The organism is Streptomyces sp. NPDC104381, from assembly GCF_055583745.1.
In genome coordinates this window covers 516,333-533,642 of sequence record NZ_JBVJNK010000005.1, presented here as the reverse complement: position 1 = coordinate 533,642, position 17,310 = coordinate 516,333, and the positions used below count along the sequence as shown (strand labels likewise).

The 17,310-nt window shown below is 70.9% G+C and carries 16 protein-coding genes and 1 pseudogene; 9 read left to right on the top strand and 8 right to left on the bottom strand.

Annotated elements, in window-relative coordinates:
* Positions 1 to 30: 30 nt before the first annotated feature.
* Positions 31 to 1,221, top strand: coding sequence for a Gfo/Idh/MocA family protein (locus tag ACZ607_RS20110; RefSeq protein WP_469736336.1), 1,191 nt, complete (start codon positions 31 to 33; stop codon positions 1,219 to 1,221).
* A complete protein-coding gene (locus ACZ607_RS20105) occupies positions 1,218 to 2,147 on the top strand; it encodes a DUF6807 domain-containing protein (protein ID WP_469736334.1) in 930 nt (309 codons plus the stop codon). Before ACZ607_RS20110 ends, ACZ607_RS20105 begins: the two co-directional genes overlap by 4 nt.
* Before the next feature lie 184 nt (positions 2,148 to 2,331).
* Here ACZ607_RS20105 and ACZ607_RS20100 read toward each other — a convergent pair whose 3' ends face one another.
* A complete protein-coding gene (locus ACZ607_RS20100) occupies positions 2,332 to 2,775 on the bottom strand; it encodes a nitroreductase family deazaflavin-dependent oxidoreductase (RefSeq protein WP_469736333.1) in 444 nt (147 codons plus the stop codon).
* 322 nt (positions 2,776 to 3,097) lie between these two features.
* Between ACZ607_RS20100 and ACZ607_RS20095 the strand changes: the two genes are divergently transcribed.
* The 4 genes from ACZ607_RS20095 to ACZ607_RS20080 all read left to right on the top strand — a co-directional run bounded on the left by ACZ607_RS20095 (position 3,098) and on the right by ACZ607_RS20080 (position 6,145).
* Positions 3,098 to 4,459, top strand: a complete 1,362-nt coding sequence (locus tag ACZ607_RS20095) for an FAD-dependent oxidoreductase (RefSeq protein WP_469736331.1) — start codon at positions 3,098 to 3,100, stop codon at positions 4,457 to 4,459.
* 185 nt (positions 4,460 to 4,644) lie between these two features.
* Positions 4,645 to 5,265, top strand: a complete 621-nt coding sequence (locus ACZ607_RS20090; protein WP_124279331.1) for an L-threonylcarbamoyladenylate synthase — start codon at positions 4,645 to 4,647, stop codon at positions 5,263 to 5,265.
* Between the two features lie 110 nt (positions 5,266 to 5,375).
* Positions 5,376 to 5,567, top strand: coding sequence for a DUF6381 family protein (locus ACZ607_RS20085; RefSeq protein ID WP_099177186.1), 192 nt, complete (start codon positions 5,376 to 5,378; stop codon positions 5,565 to 5,567).
* 188 nt (positions 5,568 to 5,755) lie between these two features.
* On the top strand, positions 5,756 to 6,145 hold the full coding sequence (locus tag ACZ607_RS20080; RefSeq protein ID WP_469736631.1) for a DUF2267 domain-containing protein: 390 nt from the start codon (positions 5,756 to 5,758) through the stop codon (positions 6,143 to 6,145).
* A gap of 58 nt (positions 6,146 to 6,203) precedes the next feature.
* Here ACZ607_RS20080 and ACZ607_RS20075 read toward each other — a convergent pair whose 3' ends face one another.
* Positions 6,204 to 7,211 carry an LLM class flavin-dependent oxidoreductase gene (locus ACZ607_RS20075; RefSeq protein ID WP_469736328.1) on the bottom strand — a complete coding sequence of 336 codons (1,008 nt, stop codon included), beginning with the start codon at positions 7,209 to 7,211 and terminating at the stop codon, positions 6,204 to 6,206.
* Positions 7,212 to 7,652: 441 nt separating this feature from the next.
* Here ACZ607_RS20075 and ACZ607_RS20070 point away from each other — a divergent pair, with 441 nt between their 5' ends.
* Both ACZ607_RS20070 and ACZ607_RS20065 read left to right on the top strand, forming a co-directional pair.
* On the top strand, positions 7,653 to 9,107 hold the full coding sequence (locus ACZ607_RS20070) for a basic amino acid/polyamine antiporter (RefSeq protein ID WP_469736326.1): 1,455 nt from the start codon (positions 7,653 to 7,655) through the stop codon (positions 9,105 to 9,107).
* A gap of 77 nt (positions 9,108 to 9,184) precedes the next feature.
* Positions 9,185 to 10,450: an arginine deiminase gene (locus ACZ607_RS20065; RefSeq protein ID WP_469736324.1), complete on the top strand. Its 1,266-nt coding sequence runs from the start codon at positions 9,185 to 9,187 to the stop codon at positions 10,448 to 10,450.
* A 43-nt stretch (positions 10,451 to 10,493) separates the two neighbouring features.
* Here ACZ607_RS20065 and ACZ607_RS20060 read toward each other — a convergent pair whose 3' ends face one another.
* Positions 10,494 to 11,369: an endo alpha-1,4 polygalactosaminidase gene (locus ACZ607_RS20060; RefSeq protein ID WP_469736322.1), complete on the bottom strand. Its 876-nt coding sequence runs from the start codon at positions 11,367 to 11,369 to the stop codon at positions 10,494 to 10,496.
* Between the two features lie 33 nt (positions 11,370 to 11,402).
* Positions 11,403 to 11,765, bottom strand: a complete 363-nt coding sequence (locus ACZ607_RS20055) for a winged helix-turn-helix transcriptional regulator (RefSeq protein ID WP_469736629.1) — start codon at positions 11,763 to 11,765, stop codon at positions 11,403 to 11,405.
* Positions 11,766 to 11,947: 182 nt separating this feature from the next.
* Here ACZ607_RS20055 and ACZ607_RS20050 point away from each other — a divergent pair.
* A pseudogene (locus tag ACZ607_RS20050) lies at positions 11,948 to 12,816 on the top strand (alpha/beta fold hydrolase).
* A gap of 84 nt (positions 12,817 to 12,900) precedes the next feature.
* On the opposite strand, the gene ACZ607_RS20045 reads toward ACZ607_RS20050, so the two are convergent.
* The 4 genes from ACZ607_RS20045 to ACZ607_RS20030 form a co-directional block, all read right to left on the bottom strand.
* Positions 12,901 to 13,587: a glycoside hydrolase family 11 protein gene (locus ACZ607_RS20045; protein WP_469736320.1), complete on the bottom strand. Its 687-nt coding sequence runs from the start codon at positions 13,585 to 13,587 to the stop codon at positions 12,901 to 12,903.
* 289 nt (positions 13,588 to 13,876) lie between these two features.
* Positions 13,877 to 14,797, bottom strand: a complete 921-nt coding sequence (locus ACZ607_RS20040; protein ID WP_469736318.1) for an adenosine kinase — start codon at positions 14,795 to 14,797, stop codon at positions 13,877 to 13,879.
* A 121-nt stretch (positions 14,798 to 14,918) separates the two neighbouring features.
* On the bottom strand, positions 14,919 to 16,298 hold the full coding sequence (locus ACZ607_RS20035) for an alpha-amylase (RefSeq protein ID WP_469736316.1): 1,380 nt from the start codon (positions 16,296 to 16,298) through the stop codon (positions 14,919 to 14,921).
* A 160-nt stretch (positions 16,299 to 16,458) separates the two neighbouring features.
* Entirely contained in the window at positions 16,459 to 17,250 is a 792-nt protein-coding gene (locus ACZ607_RS20030; RefSeq protein WP_469736314.1) for an IclR family transcriptional regulator, read from the bottom strand.
* Positions 17,251 to 17,310 lie beyond the last annotated feature (60 nt).

The window sequence follows — 17,310 nt, the reverse complement described above, 5'->3', positions numbered from 1 at the left end:
GAAAGCGCTTGCTATCCTGTGGGCGCCCCGATGTCTCCGCCTGAAGGGGTGTTTGTCACGACCAGCAATCCTCCGCACCGGGCCCCGGTGCGGGTCGCGATCGTCGGCACGGGTGCGATCGCGCGGGGCAGCCACCTGCCCGCGCTGACCGCGCTCGCCGCCGGGCAGCCGCTGGAGATCGTCGCCGCGGTCGATGTCGACGCCGCCTCGGTCGAGGCGTTCTGCCGCGACGCGGGGATCGCCGACGCGTACACCGACCTCGACCGGATGCTGGCCGAGCAGCGCCCGGACCTGGTCACGCTCGCCACCCCGCCCCGGTTCCACCGCGACCAGACCGTGGCCGCGCTGCGCGCCGGGGCGTGGGTGTGGTGCGAGAAACCGCCGTGCCCGTCGCTGGAGGACTTCGACGCGATCGAGGCGGCGGAGGGCTCCGGTGACGGGCCGTACGCGGCGATCGTGTTCCAGCACCGCTTCGGTTCGGGCGCCCGGCATGTCGGGGGCCTACTGGCCGGCCAGGCCATGGGCCGGCCGCTGGTGGCTCACTGCCAGACCACCTGGTACCGGGACGAGGCGTACTACTCCGTTCCCTGGCGGGGCAGTTGGAGCAGCGAGGGTGGTGGCCCCACGATGGGGCACGGCATCCACCAGATGGATCTCCTGCTCGACCTGCTGGGCCCGTGGGCGGAGATCAGGGCGATGGCGGGGCGGCTGGTGCACGACGTGGAGACGGAGGACGTCTCCACCGCGCTCGTCCGCTTCGAGAACGGCGCGGTGGCCACCGTCGTGAACAGCGTGCTCAGCCCGGACGAGGTCAGCCGGATCCGGATCGACTGCGAGCGCGCGACGGTCGAGCTCACCCATCTGTACGGGCACGGCAACGCGGACTGGCGGATCACACCGGCCCCCGGCGTCCCGTCCGAGGAGGCGGACGTCTGGCGGGACTTCGGACCCGACGTGCCCAGCTCGCACGAGGCACAGCTGAAGGGCCTGCTGGAGGACCTGCGGGCCGGGCGCCGGCCGCGGAGCAGCGGGCCGGACGGCCGTAAGAGCCTGGAGCTGGTGGCCGCGCTCTACAAGGCGGCCTTCACCGGGGGAACCGTACGGGCGGGTGAGATCGGGCCCGGCGATCCGTACTACGGCGCGCTGCACGGCAACGCCCCCGGCTGGGCACCGCAGTCGGAGAGCCGGCCGGTGGAGCAGCCCGCGGAGGCACCGGCATGACGAAGACAGTGGACCTGGTCCACCGGCACGGCGAGCACCTCTCCGTAACGGCGTCGGAGAGCGGGGTGGAACTGCTGCGCTACGTCTACCGGGCCGAGGACGCGTGGGAGGCCCCGAAGCCGTACATCCACCCCCTGCGCACGCTGTCCGGCCAGGTGGTGACCGGATACCGGCCGAACGACCACCGCTGGCACAAGGGCCTGCAGATGACCGCCTCGCATCTGTCGGGCGCCAATCTGTGGGGCGGCAACAGCTATGTGCACGGCGAGGGGTACCGCGCCCTGCCCGAGCGCGTCGGCTCCATGGCGCACGCCGGCTTCGACGAGGTGTCGGTGGACGACGGCGGGGCGCGTTTCGCGGAGCGGCTGACCTGGCACCCGCGCGGCGGGGATCTCTGGGCCGAGGAGACGCGCCGTATCGAGGTCCACGATGTGGACGCCGTGACCGGAAGCTGGGCATTGACCTGGTCGTCCTCGGTCACCAACCGGCGCGGCGAGCCGCTGCGGTTCGGCAGTCCGACGACGCACGGCCGCCCGAACGCCGGGTACACCGGTCTGTTCTGGCGGGGGCCACGCGCCTTCCGGGACGGGCGGATCATCGGCCCCGACGGTGAGGGGCCGGACATGATGGGGCGGCAGGCACCCTGGCTGGCGTACGGCGGCGAGTACGACGAGGCGGACGGGCACGCGACGCTCGTCTTCGTCCACTCCCCCGAGAACGACCACTCGGGTGCGGGCGGCGCGCATCCGGCGCACTGGTTCGTGCGCGACTCCCCCTACGCGGCGGTCGCCCCGTCGTTCGCCTTCCACCAGGAGCTGGTGCTCGAACCGGGGGCGACCCTGACACGGCGCTACCGGGTGCTGGTCGCCGACGGGGCCTGGGACCGGGAGAGGATCGCCTCCGCGGTCGGAGGGCTCTCCTGGTAGCGGGCTTCGGGGTCCGGGTCCCGCCGTCGGGCCGGCCCGTGCGCCTGGTAGCGGGCTTCGGCGTCCGCGTCCCGGCGTCGGGCCGGCCCGTGCGGCGTACGGACCCGGCGGGCCGGCTCACCCGAGCGCCCGGGCCGGCCGGCTCGCCCCGTGGGGCCCGGCCGGTCCGGTCACAGGCGCCGGTTCAGCTCTTCCCGGCCGGGGAGAGGACGAAGACCGGGATCTCGCGGTCGGTCTTGGCCTGGTAGTCGGCGTAGTCGGGGAACGCCTCGACCGCGCGCTCCCACCACCGGGCCTTCTCCTCCCCCGTGACCTCGCGGGCGACCATGTCCTGCTTCACCGTGCCGTCCCGCAGCTCCACCTCGGGGTCGCCCTGCACGTTGTAGTACCAGACGGGGTGCTTGGGAGCGCCGCCCAGGGACGCGACCACGGCGTACTGACCGTCGTGCTCGACCCGCATGAGGGGGGTCTTGCGGACCTTGCCGCTCTTGGCGCCGCGCGTCGTCAGGAGGATGACGGGCATGCCGCGCATGGTGGTCCCCTCCGTCCCGCCGGAGCTCTCGATGAGCTCGACCTGCTCACGGACCCACTGCGTCGGGCTCGGCTCGTACTCGCCCTCGATCGGCATGACACATGTCCTCTCGTCGGAGTGCTGCGGTCGTGCGTCCATCATGGCTCCGCTGCGGACCGGCTGCGCGCAGGGACACCGGCGTACAGCCTGCCCTCGGGCCGACGTCTCATTCCCTGGAACCCCATGAGACGACTGGCGAGAAATCCCCTCACAGAAACCGGGCCGCTTCAAGCGCATACGTCCATTTATTTCCGATATATGCACTCGCCCCGCTCCAGGGACTTCCGCGCACAGGCCGTACCGTGGGGGCAGCGGAGTAAGCCAAGCCTTACCCCGCTGCACTCTGCCCGTGCTCGTCCGCCCTAAGGAACAACACTCCATGACACGCCCCGTCCGCGTCGCCATCGTCGGAGCCGGTCCTGCCGGAATCTACGCAGCGGACGCGCTTCTCAAGTCCGAGGCCGCCCAGGAGCCGGGCGTATCGATCGACCTGTTCGAGCGCATGCCCGCCCCCTTCGGTCTGATCCGGTACGGAGTCGCTCCCGACCACCCGCGGATCAAGGGCATCGTCAAGGCCCTGCACCAGGTCCTGGACAAGCCGCAGCTGCGGCTGTTCGGCAACGTCGACTACCCCAACGACATCGACCTGGACGACCTGCGGTCCTTCTACGACGCCGTGATCTTCTCCACCGGCGCCGACGCCGACCGCGCGCTCGACATACCGGGGATCGAGCTCGACGGTTCCTACGGCGCCGCGGACTTCGTCGCCTGGTACGACGGCCACCCGGAGGTCCCGCGCACCTGGCCGCTGGAGGCCGAGAAGGTCGCCGTGCTCGGCGTCGGCAACGTGGCCCTGGACGTCGCGCGCATCCTGGCGAAGACGGCGGACGAGCTCCTTCCGACCGAGATCCCCGCGAACGTCTACGACGGGCTCAAGGCGAACAAGGCGCTCGAGGTGCACGTCTTCGGGCGGCGCGGGCCGGCCCAGGCGAAGTTCAGCCCGATGGAGCTGCGCGAGCTGGACCACTCGCCGAACATCGAGGTCATCGTCAACCCCGAGGACATCGACTACGACGAGGGCTCGATCGCCACCCGGCGGGAGAACAAGCAGGCCAACATGGTCGCCTCCACGCTGGAGAACTGGGCGATCCGGGATGTCGGCGACCGTCCCCACAAGCTGTTCCTGCACTTCTTCGAGTCCCCGGTGGAGGTCGTCGGCGAGGACGGCCGCGTCGTCGCCCTGCGCACCGAGCACACGGAGCTGGACGGCACGGGCAATGTGAGGGGCACGGGCCGCCACACGGACTGGGACGTGCAGAGCGTCTACCGCGCGGTCGGCTACTACTCGGAGGAGCTCCCGAAGCTGCCCTTCGACGTGGTCTCCGGCACCGTCCCGCACGCGGCCGGTCGCGTGCTGGCGGGCGACGAGCCGATGCCCTCGGTGTACGTCACCGGCTGGATCAAGCGCGGTCCGATCGGCCTGATCGGGCACACCAAGGGCGACGCGAACGAGACCGTGGCCTGCCTGCTGGAGGACCACGCCGCCGGACGGCTGCCCGTCCCCACGCAGCCGGGCGCCGACGCGATCGTCGACTTCCTGGAGCAGCGCGGTGTCCGGTACACCACCAAGGAGGGCTGGCACCGGCTGGACGCCCACGAGCAGGCGCTCGGCGCCGAGCAGGGCCGTGAGCGCATCAAGGTCGTCGAGCGCGCGGCCATGCTGGACGCGTCGGGAGCCTGATCACCGGCAGCCCCTGCCACGCCCCCGGCACTCCCTCCTCGCGAGGGGGTTCCGGGGGCGCGGTGCGTCAAGGACGGACTGTCACCGTGACCAGCAGGGCGGGTCCGGTGGGCCCGGCGACGGCCGCTCCCGCGCCCCGGTGACGTCACCCGAACGCGATCGGCCCGAGGCCGTAGACTCGCCGAATGGCCAAGTACTTCGACGTGCACCCCGAGAACCCGCAGCGCCGCACCATCACCAACGTGGCCGAGAGCATCCGGTCCGGCGCCCTCGTCGCGTATCCGACCGACTCCTGCTACGCCCTGGGCTGCCAGCTCGGCAGCCGCGACGGGATCGACCGCATCCGGTCGATCCGGAACCTCGACGACCGCCACCACTTCACCCTGGTGTGCCAGAACTTCTCGCAGCTCGGCCAGTTCGTCCAGATCGACAACGACGTCTTCCGTGCGATCAAGGCGGCGACACCGGGGAGTTACACCTTCATCCTCCCCGCCACCAAGGAGGTGCCGCGGCAGCTGCTGCACCCCAAGAAGAAGACCGTCGGCGTCCGGATCCCGGACCACACCGTCACCCAGGCGCTCCTGGCCGAGCTCGGCGAGCCGCTGCTGTCCAGCACGCTTCTCCTGCCGGACGAGGAGGAGCCGCTGACGCAGGGCTGGGAGATCAAGGAGCGCCTCGACCATGTCGTGGACGTCGTCCTCGACTCCGGCGACTGCGGCACCGAGCCGACCACCGTGATCGACTTCTCCGGCGGCGAGCTGGAGGTCGTACGGCGGGGAGCCGGCGACGTGTCCCGCTTCGAGTAACGGGCCCTCCGCACGGTCACTCCGCGCTTCCGGCGTCCTCGCTGAGATGCGCGCACCCCCGGGTGCCTGGTTCGGTGGAGGGGTCCGCTCCGCCGAGCCAGGGAGTGATCATGAGCGAGTCGGAAGACGTCCGGAGCCGCCTCCAGCAGATGCGCGGCCGGGCCGAAGATCTCGAGAAGGCCGCAGAACAGGCCACCGACCCCGAGGAGCGCCGGCGCCTCCAGGACGAGGCACACCAGCTCGAATCCCGGAGCGTGCAGGTCAGCGGCATGGCCAGCGGGGACATCTATCCCATGGAGTAGCCGGGGTCTCGTGGCTCCTCGGACAAGGGCCCGGCCTCCGTTTGCCGTCACCGGGGTGATGTGTTAGTACCGGAATTGAGGTGACATGCGGTGGATACGCGGAGGGCGGGGCACGGGCCTCCCCTCCCCCCGCCCCGCTCTCCGCCCCGGCCTCGTCCGCGCTCCGGGAAGGGGAACCCGTGACGTACATGCGATGGCAGCCGTTCCTGGAGGCCGTCCAGGAACGCGGCGAATATCCATCGAGCCTCGAGGCGGAACGGGCGTCCCGCGTGGTGCTGGCCCTGCTCGGGGCGCATCTGGTCGGTGAGGAGCGGAACGAGCTGGCCGCCCGGTTGCCGGAGACGTTCGCGTTGATCCTCCTGAACCCGTTGCAGGCCGCCGAACCGCTCAGCGCCGAGCGGTTCGTACGGGCGGTGTCCGCCTGGATCGAGGGCGCGAACGAGCAGACGGCCGCCTGGGACACGAGCGCCGTGCTCAGCGTGGTGGCCGACGCCGCGGGCGAGGAACTGCTCCAGCGCCTGCTCCTGCAACTGCCCCCGGGGTACGACCTCTTGTTCGGCCACCCCTCTCCGGCCTGACGGCCGGCATCCGGCTTTCGGCTTTCGGCTTTCGGCTTTCGGCTTTCGGCTTTCGGCTTCAGCCGAGGCCCGCGATCCTGGCGAGCCGCCTCATCGAGTCCACCAGCGCCTCACGGTCGTACGTGCTGGTGGTGACGAGGACCTCGTCGGCGCCCGTCTCCTCGATGACCCGCTCCAGCCCGGCCGCCACCATGTCCTCGGTGCCCGCCAGATGTCCGCGCAGCCCGCTCTCGAAGAGGCCCCGTTCCTTGTCCGTCATGGCCAGCGCCTCGATCCGCTCGGCCGGTGCCAGCGGCGGGAAGGAGCCGTGGGTCCGCGAGTACGCCATGGCCCAGGCCTCCGGCAGCAGCAGTCGGCGCGCCTCCTCCTCGGTCCCGGCGACGGCGACGGTGCCCGCCACGATCACATAGGGCTCCGGGCTCCACGCGGAGGGGCGGAAGCCGCCGCGATAGCGCTCGACTGCCCGTATCAGCTTGTCCCGCCCCCGGAGATCGCCGATCACGAGCGGCAGGCCCGCGGCGGCGGCGATGTCGGCGCCTTCGCCGGTCGCCAGGACGTACGGGGGGATGGGCAGCCCCTCGGCGGGGCGGGCGTGGACCTGGGGGTGGGCCTGCTGGGTGCCGTCCAGCCATCCGAGGAGTTCGGCGAGCTGCGCGGCGAAGGCGCCGGCGTCCTCCTTGTCCCGGCCGAGGGCCCGGCGGATCCCGTCGGTGAAGCCGACCGAGCGCCCGATCCCCATGTCGATCCGGCCGGGGAAGAGCGAGGCGAGCACCCCGAACTGTTCGGCCACGACGAAGGGCTGATGGTTCGGCAGCATCACGCCCCCGGTGCCCACCCTGATGGTGCTGGTCGCTGCGGCGACGGCGGCGGCGAGCACCGTGGGCGCCGATCCGGCCACCCCGGGCACGCTGTGGTGCTCGGACACCCAGAAGCGGTGGTAGCCGAGGGCCTCGGCCGTGCCCGCCAGAGCGACGGTGTCCCGCAGCGCCTGCGGGCCGTCATGGCCCTCCCGGGTGCGGGAGCGGTCGAGGAAGGAGAACCGGGTCGATGCGATGGAAGTGCTCACGCATGGTTCAACGCCTCCGGTGCACCGGGATTCCCGCCCCTGGTCACGCGCCGGCACTCAGCGCCCCTGCTCCCCGCCACTGGGGTTCACCTCGGCACCGGGCGCCGGCGTCGGGGCCACCGGTTCGCGGCCCGTTCCCCGGCGTGGCTCCTGTGCGACGCGCCGGCCCCGAGCCGCACGAGGGCTCCACCGTCCTCGTGGGCCTCAACGGTCTCCGGCTGCTGCGTGAATCGGCCTGGCGGCGCGCCGCCGGGCAGGGCGGCGCCGGGTCACCACGGGAGCCCCGGCCTGCCACCACCGCCGGAGGACGCCTCGTCAGGAGAGTGGCCCCCAGACCCTCGGCCGCTCCACGCGACCCGCCGCCGCGGCGGCACCCTTTCGCCCCTTACATCCTGTTTGACGTTAAAGTTCCCTCGTATCTGCATCCCATGAGGGGACAAGATGACCAGCTCCCGATCCGGCACCGACGTCCCTCAAGGCCCCACCACCGCGGTGAAGATGTCACTGCTCACGCTGACCACCATGGTGGTGGGCTCGATGGTGGGCGCCGGGGTGTTCTCCCTCCCGTCACGCTTCGCGCAGGAGACGGGTGTCGCGGGGGCGCTGATCGCCTGGGCGATCGCCGGTACGGGCATGCTGATGCTCGCGTTCGTGTTCCAGACCCTGGCCGTCCGCCGGCCCGATCTCGACGCGGGTGTCTACGCCTACGCCAAGGCCGGGTTCGGCGAGTACCTGGGGTTCTTCTCCGCCTTCGGGTACTGGGCCAGCGCCTGCGTCGGCAACGTGACGTACTGGGTGCTGATCACCTCGACGGTCGGAGCGGTCTGGCCCGCCCTGGGTGACGGCGACACCGTACTGGCCGTCATCGTGTCCACGGCCGGCCTGTGGGCCTTCTATCTCCTCATCCGGCGAGGGGTGAAGGAGGCGGCGGCCATCAACAGGGTGGTCACCGTCGCCAAGGTGGTCCCGATCATCGTCTTCGTCATCCTCGCCCTGTTCTTCTTCGACGCGAAGGTGTTCGCCGACAACTTCGGCGGCGCCGACTACGCGGGCTCCCTGTTCAACCAGGTACGGGGCACCATGCTAGCCACGGTCTTCGTCTTCCTCGGGGTGGAGGGCGCCAGCGTCTACTCGCGCCACGCGAAGCGCCGGGAGGACATCGGGAAGGCCACCGTCCTCGGGTTCCTCAGCGTCTTCGCCGTCTTCGCGTCGGTGACCATCGTGTCGTACGGCATCATGCCGATGGCCGAGATCGCAGACCTCCGGCAGCCCTCCATGGCGGCGGTGCTGGAGGAGGCGGTCGGGACGTGGGGGAAGGTCTTCGTGAGCGTGGGCCTGATCGTGTCCGTGCTCGGGGCCTATCTCGCGTGGACCCTGATGGCCGCGGAAGTGCTCTTCGTCGCCGCCAAGGACGACGACATGCCGCGCTTCCTGCGCCGCTCCAACTCGGCCGACGTGCCCGTACCTGCGCTGCTGATGACGACGCTGCTGTCACAGGTCGTCCTGGTCATCACCTTCTTCTCCGACGACGCGTTCAACTTCGCCCTCGATCTGACCAGCGCCCTGTCCCTGATCCCGTTCCTCCTCGCCGCGGCGTTCGCCGTGAAGATCATGGTGCGCCCCGATGAACTGACCCGGGGCCGGAGCCAGGGGGGCTATCTGGTCATCAGCGTCGTGGCGACGCTCTACACCGCCTTCCTGCTGTTCGCTGCCGGGCTGAAGTTCGTCCTGGTGTCGTTCATCGTCTACGCGCCCGCCACGATCCTGTTCGCCATGGCCCGCAGGGAGCAGGGACGCCGGGTCTTCTCCCCCGCCGAGCTCGTCATCTGCGCGCTCTCCGTCGCCGGTGCCGTGGTCGGCGTGATCGCCCTGGCCGCCGGCTGGATCAGCCTCTGAGCGGGCCCGGCCCCCTCCCCACCCCCGCACGGCCCTCCATGAACAGGCGCCGTGGCACCCGACCGAAAGGCAGCTTCATGACGAACGCATCCGCCGTGGACGCCGGCCCCGCGCTCGGCGTCCATTCCGAGGTCGGCCGGCTGCGCAAGGTGCTGGTCTGCGCGCCGGGCCTCGCGCACCGCCGGCTCACCCCGAGCAACGCCGATGACCTGCTCTTCGACGACGTGATGTGGGTGGACAACGCCCAGCGGGACCACGCCGACTTCGTCCGCAAGCTCCAGCAGGCCGGTGTCGAGGTGGTCGAACTGCACGACCTGCTGGCGGCGACCCTGACGGACCCCGCGGCCAAGGCGTGGCTGCTCGACCGCAAGATCACCGCCAACGAGGTCGGCCTGGGGCTCGTCGACCCGACCCGCGCCTTCCTGGAGTCACTGGACCCGCGCACTCTGGCGGAGTTCCTGATCGGCGGCATGGCGACCGCCGATCTGCCGGATGCCTACCGGTCCGGCTATCTCGCCCTGGCCCGCGAGTCGACGGGGGTGCGCGAATACCTGATGCCGCCGCTGCCGAACACGCTCTACACCCGCGACACCACCTGCTGGCTGTACGGAGGGGTGACGCTGAATCCCCTGTACTGGCCGGCGCGGCACGACGAGACCCTCCTGATGAAGGCGGTCTACCGCTTCCATCCGGACTTCTCCGGCGCCACGGTCTGGTGGGGCGATCCCGAGGTGGACTGGGGCCAGGCCACCTTCGAGGGGGGCGACATCATGCCGGTGGGCAACGGTGTCGTCCTGATGGGGATGAGCGAACGCACCTCACGGCAGGCCATCACCCAGGTCGCCGCCTCCCTGTTCAGGCAGGGGGCGGCCGAACACGTCGTGGTGGCCGCCATGCCGAAGCTGCGGGCGGCCATGCATCTGGACACCGTCTTCACCTTCGCCGACCGCGACATCGTCACCGTCTACCCGAAGATCATGGACGCGGTCCACACCTTCTCCTTGCGCCCGGGCGACGGTTCACCCGGGGTGGAGGTCGTCGACGAGGGGTCTCGCCCGTTCACCGAGGTCGTGGCCAGGAGCCTGGGCCTGCCGGCCCTGCGGGTGATCGAGACGGGCGGCGACGTGTACGCGTCGGAGCGTCAGCAGTGGGACAGCGGCAACAACGCCGTCGCCCTCGAACCGGGGGTCGTCTTCACCTACGACCGCAACACCCAGACCAACGACCTGCTGCGCGCGGCGGGCGTCGAGGTCATCACGATCGTGGGGGGCGAGCTGGGCCGTGGCCGAGGCGGCGGGCACTGCATGACGTGTCCGCTCGTCCGGGAGCCGGTGGACTTCTGAGCCCGGTCCGGCCGCGGCCGCCCGTGGGGCCCGCGGCCGCGGCTCAGCAGGTGCGGCGTACGTACCCGTCCTCGCCTGCGGGGAGCACGTCCAGGTCGCGCAGGACGAGGGAGATCCTGTCGCCCCAGGTGGAGCAGGCCTCGTCGAAGTCCACGTCGCCCTCTCCCTCGTACTCGATCGCGAAGACCCGGTCGTCGTACGCGTCGGCGTAGGCTCCGCACTCGTCGAACTGGGCGCACTCCTCGGTCACCGCGAAGTCGAAGCCGATCGTGGCGTGCCGGTCGAGCAGGTCGGTGGTGTTCTTCTGCCCGATCGCGAGCCCGTCGTCGTGGGCCCGCGCGGCCAGTGTCTTGGCGAAGGCGGCGTTGTGCTCCTGCGTCAGCTTGCCCTGGGAGCGTTCGAAGGAGTCGAGGTTGTCGGGCTCCACCGCCTGGAATCCTCTCTCCGCACACCCGTCGATCCAGTCGCCGACGATCTCGGCGAGCTCGGTGCGCCTGGCGGCCGTCGAGGTGTCCAGGAGTACCTCGTCCCAGCCCTCGTCGATGATCAGCTCGCCGTCGTCGTCGCGCAGCAGGAGGCCGGGGTGGGTGTCCTTCCACCAGCTCAGCGCGCCGGGCTGCGTCTGGAACGCGTTGACGTAGCAGACGTTGTAGAGGCCGGAGGCGGGTTCGTCCTCACGGTCGCGGGAGACCGCCCGTACCCCTTCGGGCGGCGTGTAGCCCTCGCCGATCTGGTAGTCGAACTCCATTCCGGCGTCCGGCAGGAGCACGTCGGCCGCCCGGGCCGACCGCCCGGATGCGGAGTCTCCTGGCGCCCCCTCAGCGACGGAGCAGCCCATCAGCATGCCCGCCCCCACGACGGCGGCAAGGGCCGCCGCGCGTCCGCGGCGGAAGGACAGGGAAAGGGGGCGGGTGTTCACAGGTGCTCCAGGTGTCGGCATCCGGAAGAGTATCTACGAATCCTCCGTCACCGCGTCGGCGAGCTGCTGCGCCCGGTCGATCTCGGCCATGTGCTCCTCGGCCCACCGGCGTACGGCCGCCAGCGGGACCTCCAGGGACAGTCCGAGGTCGGTGAGGCCGTAGTACACGCGGGGCGGGACGCTGGCCTCCACGCGCCGGCTGACGAGCCCGTCGCGGCACAGGGCCTGCAGCGTGACCGACAGCATCTTCTGCGAGACGCCCGCCATGCGCCGCTGGAGTTCGGCGAACCGCACCTCGTCCGGTGAGGCTTCCGCCAGCACCTTGACGGCCATCGAGGTCCACTTGCCGCCGATCCGGTCGAGGAGCCGCCTGGTCGGGCAGAGAGGGTCGAACAGATCGCCGCGGGCGCCTTCTTCGGGCGTCCGTCCGGCCCGAGGGGGCCGCGTGGTCCGGGGGGTCCGAGGGGTCCGAGGGGTCACCTGGAGCTCACCACCTGGGGTGAAAGTACGGTCTTGGCCGGTCCAGGTTAGTTACCTATCGTTGTGTTGTCACCATTGGTAACCGCCGGGAGGCCGTCATGTCCGTAACTCCGATCCCCTCCTCGGCGGGCCCGGCGCCGGAGCACCGGCTGCACCGGGTCGGTGTCAACGGCGTCGAGCTGAACGTGGCGACCGCCGGGGCGGGTCCTGCCGTGCTGCTGCTCCACGGATTCCCGCACACCTGGCGGCTGTGGACCCACGTCATGGAGGGCCTGGCCGGACGGCACCGGGTGATCGCGCCGGATCTCCGGGGCCTCGGCGCGAGCACGCGTGCCACGGACGGTTACGACCCGGAGAACCTCGCCGAGGACTGCCTCGGCCTGCTGGACGCGCTCGGCGAGCGGTCGGCGTCCGTGATGGCCATCGACGCCGGTGTCCCGCCCGCCTTCCTGCTGGCCATGCGCAGCCCCGGGCGCGTCCGCCGCCTGGTGCTCATGGAGTCGCTGCTGGGCACCCTGCCCGGCGCGGAAGGGTTCCTGGCCCAAGGGCCGCCCTGGTGGTTCGGCTTCCACTCGGTGCCCGGTCTGGCGGAGACCGTGCTGCCGGGCAACGAGGCTGCCTACATCGACTGGTTCCTCGACGCGGGCACCCTGGGGCAGGGTGTCGGGCGCGCGTTCCGGGACGACTTCGTCGATGCGTATGCGGGCTCCGAGGCCTTGCGCTGCGCCTTCTCCTACTACCGCGCCATGCCCACGGGTGCACGGCAGATCCGGGAGGCCGTGGAGGCGGCCGGCTGTCGGTGCCCACGATGGCCGTCGGCGCCCAGCCGGTGGGGAACGCGCTCGAACAGCAACTGCGGCCCGTCGCCGACGACCTCACCGGCCACCTCGTCGAGGACTGCGGCCACATCATTCCGCTGCACCGCCCGGAGGCACTCCTGCGCCTGGTGCGCCCGTTCCTCGCCTGAGACGGCGCCGGGACGGCGCGGAAGCCGGCCGGGGTACGGCGGCCGCGAGGCCTCGCACCCCGGCCGGGACGGTTCATGAGGACGTCAGCTCACCGTGATGTTGGAGCTCCCGCTGCTCTGGTAGCCCTCCGTCGCCATGATCATGTAGTAGTTGAAGCTGCCCAGCGGCATCCCGTAACGGGCCCAGGCGTCGAAGTGGTTGCCGGCGGTGATGCTCCCGCCCGTCCGCTTCGACTGACGGACGCTCCAGTACTGGTTGAAGGTCTTCGTGCCTTCGACGGACGGGGCGTTGACCCGCGTCGTCTGGTAGACGTCGTACGTACCGCCGTCGCTGGTGACGGTGCCCTTGTACGTTCCGGTGGGCCGGTAGGTGCCCCAGTTGTCGACGATGTAGTACTCCACGAGCGGGTTGGCGGTCCACCCGTAGAGAGTCAGGTAGGCGTTGCCGGACGGGTTGAAGCTGCCGGAGTAGTTCACCGTCCGGCGTGCGCCGTTGGCCCAGCCCTTGCCCGCGACGAAGTTGCCGCAGTTGGTCCACGAGGTGCCGTACCTGCCGCCGGACGCCAGGTTCATGGAGACCGAGCCGCCGCCGTCGGTCCAGAACGAGTAGTAGTAGCCGTTGTTGGTGCCCGTCTGGTTCGTGGTGATGACCGTGTCGGCGCGGGCGGTGCCAGGCAGCATCAGTCCGGACGTCGCCAGCGCCAGGGCGCCGGCCCGGCCGATGAAGCCTCTGCGGCTCACCGGCCGGATGGGGGTGTTGTCCTTGGTCACGCTTCCTCCTTGTGACGGCGTGCGGGCAGCCAGGGAGCACGTGGGCCCTACGGCCCTGGCGATGCCGACAGTGTTGAGCTGCACCCGTCAACAGTCAACAGTTTCCGCACGGATTGCGAAACTCTCGATCCCATCGAAGGCGCATCGCTCGCCAATAGCCGCAGGTAGAAGGCAACTTCCGTCACACATAACCGAGTTGACCGGATGGAGGCCCGATCCCACGGAGTGGATTCGGACCTTGAATTCTCGAAAGTTTCGATCCCCTTTCGGATCCCGGGGCGTCCAGCGCTTACGGCGTGCGGCCGTTCTCCGTCCCGGCGACCCGGCGGAGAAGTTCCTCCAGACCGAGGGCGTCGGTGCGCGTCGACGGCACGGTGCACGCGTGGGCGCCGGCCACGGTGCCGTACAGGGCGCAGCGCCGGGGGTGTTCGCCGTTCAGCGTGCCGAGCAGGAAGGCGGCGGCGAAGGCGTCGCCCGCCCCGTTGGAGTCCACCACCGGGGCGGGCGGGGTGACGGCGGGCGTGTGCGTCAGTTCGCCGTCGTACAGCAGGTACGAGCCTTCGGCGCCCGCGGTGGCGACGACGGTCCGGGCCCTCCCCCGGGCGGCGATGTCACGCATGGTGCGCTCGGGGTCGTCGAGGGCCGTGGTGGACAGGAAGACCATGTCTGCCTGGAGGGCGAACGCTTCGTGGTAAGCATCTACGCCGTCCCAGTTGTGCAGATCGGTGGAGATGGTGACACCGGCTTCGCGGAGCACCGGCAGCACGAGGGCGCACGGCTGTGTGATGACGACGTGGGCGTGGCGGGCGGCGGCGGCGAGCGCACGGACGGCCGACTCGTCGAACCGGTCCGATTCCCGTGAGCGGGTGGCGTCGTACAGGGAGAGCCTGCGTCCGTCCGGGCCGACGAGGTTGACCGCGCGCTTGGTTCCGCCCGGCGCGGGGACCGCGGTGAGCGGGATGCCCCGGTCGCGGTGGAGGGCGCGGACCAGGTCCCCCTCGTGGTCGTCGCCGATCATGTCGAGGTGGTGCGTCCGCAGGCCGAGGGCGTGGAGCCCGAGCGAGACGAAGTCCCCGCTCTGTCCGGCGCGGGTCTCGATGCCTGGCCGGATCATGTGGCTGTCGGCGAAGGGGAGCGGGAGTTCGGGGACATGGACGATGGTGTCCACACCCGCACCGCCCAGCACGAGGACGTCGGTCTGCTCGGTCATGAAGGTGGTCGTGCCTCTCTGTTCGGGGTGCCGGGGGCCGGCGCCCGCTCCACGCAGGACGCGCAGGACGGGAGGGTCCGTCCTGCGCGTCGTACGTCCGTGCCGCTGCCCGGGGTGTCGGTCAGCCGGCCTGGGCAGCGGTGTGCAGTGCCAGTGCGCCGCGGGCCGGCACCGTGGCCTGGACGCTGCCGTCGTCGCCGACCGTGACGGTGTTGCCGTCGCAGTCGTCCGGCGAGGCCGCGGCGACGTTGCAGTAGGTGCCTGCGGGCAGGGAGGTCGTGAAGGTCTCCGTCAGGGCGTCGTCCGCGTTGTTGAGGGCGACGAATCCCTTGTCGCCCCGGCCGAAGGCGATCGCGCTGCCGCCGTTGTCCCACCAGTCGGTCAGCTCGGCCGAGCCCACGGCGTTGCGGAAGCCGACCAGGCCCGTGATCGTCTGCTGGGCGTGTGTGTCCGTCCAGCCGTCGGCGCCGCTCGGCGGGCCCGCGTCGGCGTCGGACCACTCGTAGCCGGAGTAGACGTTGGGCGAACCGTACGGCGAGGCGAGCATGAACACGTTGGCGAGGGTGTAGGCGGCGCCGTCCTTGTAGGTCAGCGTCGAACCGTTGCGCTCCGTGTCCCAGTTGTCGACGAACGTACGGGCCGAGGCGCTGCCCAGCTTGCCGTCGGCGACGGACTTGAGCTGGGCGATGCCACCGCTCTGGAAGGCGCTCTTGAGGTGCCCTCCGTATCGGAATTCGTCCACGTCACCGATCTCGGTGTACTCCTCGGGCTGCACGGCTTCGCCGCCGCCCTGGATGACCTCCGAGACCCAGAACCCGGGGTCGCTCATCTTGCCCTTGATGGCGGCGACGTCGTCGGCCGCCATGTGCTTGGCGGCGTCGATGCGGAAGCCGTCGACGCCCATCGACCGCAGGTCGTCGAGGTACGCGGCGATGGTGGAGCGGACCTCTTCCTTCCCGGTGTCGAGATCGGAGAGCCCCACCAGTTCGCAGTTCTGGACGTCGCCGCGGTCGGTGTAGTCCTTGATGTCGGTGCGGCAGGTGTGGAAGTCGGCGTCCCCGAAGTACCCGGGGTAGTCGTACTTCGTGTAGGCGGTTCCGCCGGTGCCCGTCCCGGATCCGGCGGCCATGTGGTTGATCACGGCGTCGGCGACGACCTTGACCCCTGCGGTGTGACAGGCGTCCACCATGGCGGCGAACGCGTCACGGTCCCCCAGCCGGCCCGCGATCCTGTAACTGACCGGCTGGTAGGAGGTCCACCACTGGTCGCCCTGGATGTGCTCGCTGGCGGGGGACACCTGCACATAGCCGTAACCGGCGGGGCCGAGCTGGTCGGTGCAGGCGGACGCCACGTCAGCGTACGGGCGCTCGAACATGGTGACGGTGACGGTCTTCTCGCCGGGCGGCGTCGCCTGCGACTGCCAAGGGGCGAGCGTGGTGAGGCCGGCGACGGTCAGGGCTCCGGCCAGTGTTCCGCCTATGAGGCGGAATCGGTGCTGCATGTGCGGCTCCTTCGACGACAGGGCACAGCTGTGCCCTCGAAGACAGCCACGCGCCAGGCTGCCGTGGGGGGAACGTGTGGAGCCTGCCGCTCCGCCTGTCCGCCGTCAAGGATTTCTGCAAGCTCTTTCAGATTCTTGCGCAACCTCTGCCCACCGCCCCTCACCGCACGTTGGCTTCCACGGTGCGGGGCGAGAAGGACGCGGGCGGCAGGAGTCCGGCGGCCCGCCGCAGCGCCACGGCGTGCCGGGCCAGCTCGGACTCATCACCTCGGTCCGCCGGCATGGACGCCATCAGGGCGAGCCGGTCACGCCAGCTGTTTCCGGCCAGCGGCACGGCGACGGTGTTCATCCCCTCCACCGCCTCGCCGACGCTGTCGGCGCGGCCGAGGGTGCGGATTCCGGCCAGCTCGGCGAGCAGGGCGGCACGGGAGACCAGGGTGCGGCCGGTGAGGCCGGGCAGCCGCTCCTCCGGGTAGAGCGCGCAGACCTGTTCGGTGGTCAGCTGGGCGAGCAGCACTTTTCCCGCCGAGGTGGCGTGGGCGGGGTGGACCCGGCCGGTGTCCAGTACGGCGCGCACCGGGTGGGGCGATTCCCGGCCATCCGTGATGATCACCTGGTCGCCGAGCAGGGCGGCGGTGCCCACCGTCTCCCCCGTGGCGTCGGCCGCCTCGTCCAGCACCTTCCGGACGCGGGCCCGGATCCCGGGGCCGTAGCCGGCCGGGCGGCCCAGCGTGACCAGTTCGGGGCCCGCGGAGTAGCCCCGGCCGGAGGTGTCACGGGTGGCGAATCCGCGCGACTCGAGGGTGCTGAGGACGCGGTGCGCGGTGGAGCGGGCCACCTCCAGCTCCCTGGCGGCGTCGGTGACGGAGAGGGTGTCGTGCGTGAGGAAGAGGCGCATCAGACGCAGCCCGGTGTCCAACGACTCGATGATGTAGCTCTTGGGGTCGGCCACGGGAGGGGTCCTCTCGGTCGTGTCACGGAGGGCGTGTTCCTGGTGCGGCGCCCGTCACCC

Bases quoted from the DNA above. Each gene is read 5' to 3' on its own strand.
- ACZ607_RS20110 (WP_469736336.1), top strand. From the start codon at position 31: ATGTCTCCGCCTGAAGGGGTGTTTGTCACGACCAGCAATCCTCCGCAC.
- ACZ607_RS20105 (WP_469736334.1), top strand. From the start codon at position 1,218: ATGACGAAGACAGTGGACCTGGTCCACCGGCACGGCGAGCACCTCTCC.
- ACZ607_RS20100 (WP_469736333.1), bottom strand. From the start codon at position 2,775: ATGCCGATCGAGGGCGAGTACGAGCCGAGCCCGACGCAGTGGGTCCGT.
- ACZ607_RS20095 (WP_469736331.1), top strand. From the start codon at position 3,098: ATGACACGCCCCGTCCGCGTCGCCATCGTCGGAGCCGGTCCTGCCGGA.
- ACZ607_RS20090 (WP_124279331.1), top strand. From the start codon at position 4,645: ATGGCCAAGTACTTCGACGTGCACCCCGAGAACCCGCAGCGCCGCACC.
- ACZ607_RS20085 (WP_099177186.1), top strand. From the start codon at position 5,376: ATGAGCGAGTCGGAAGACGTCCGGAGCCGCCTCCAGCAGATGCGCGGC.
- ACZ607_RS20080 (WP_469736631.1), top strand. From the start codon at position 5,756: ATGCGATGGCAGCCGTTCCTGGAGGCCGTCCAGGAACGCGGCGAATAT.
- ACZ607_RS20070 (WP_469736326.1), top strand. From the start codon at position 7,653: ATGACCAGCTCCCGATCCGGCACCGACGTCCCTCAAGGCCCCACCACC.
- ACZ607_RS20065 (WP_469736324.1), top strand. From the start codon at position 9,185: ATGACGAACGCATCCGCCGTGGACGCCGGCCCCGCGCTCGGCGTCCAT.
- ACZ607_RS20040 (WP_469736318.1), bottom strand. From the start codon at position 14,797: ATGACCGAGCAGACCGACGTCCTCGTGCTGGGCGGTGCGGGTGTGGAC.
- ACZ607_RS20035 (WP_469736316.1), bottom strand. From the start codon at position 16,298: ATGCAGCACCGATTCCGCCTCATAGGCGGAACACTGGCCGGAGCCCTG.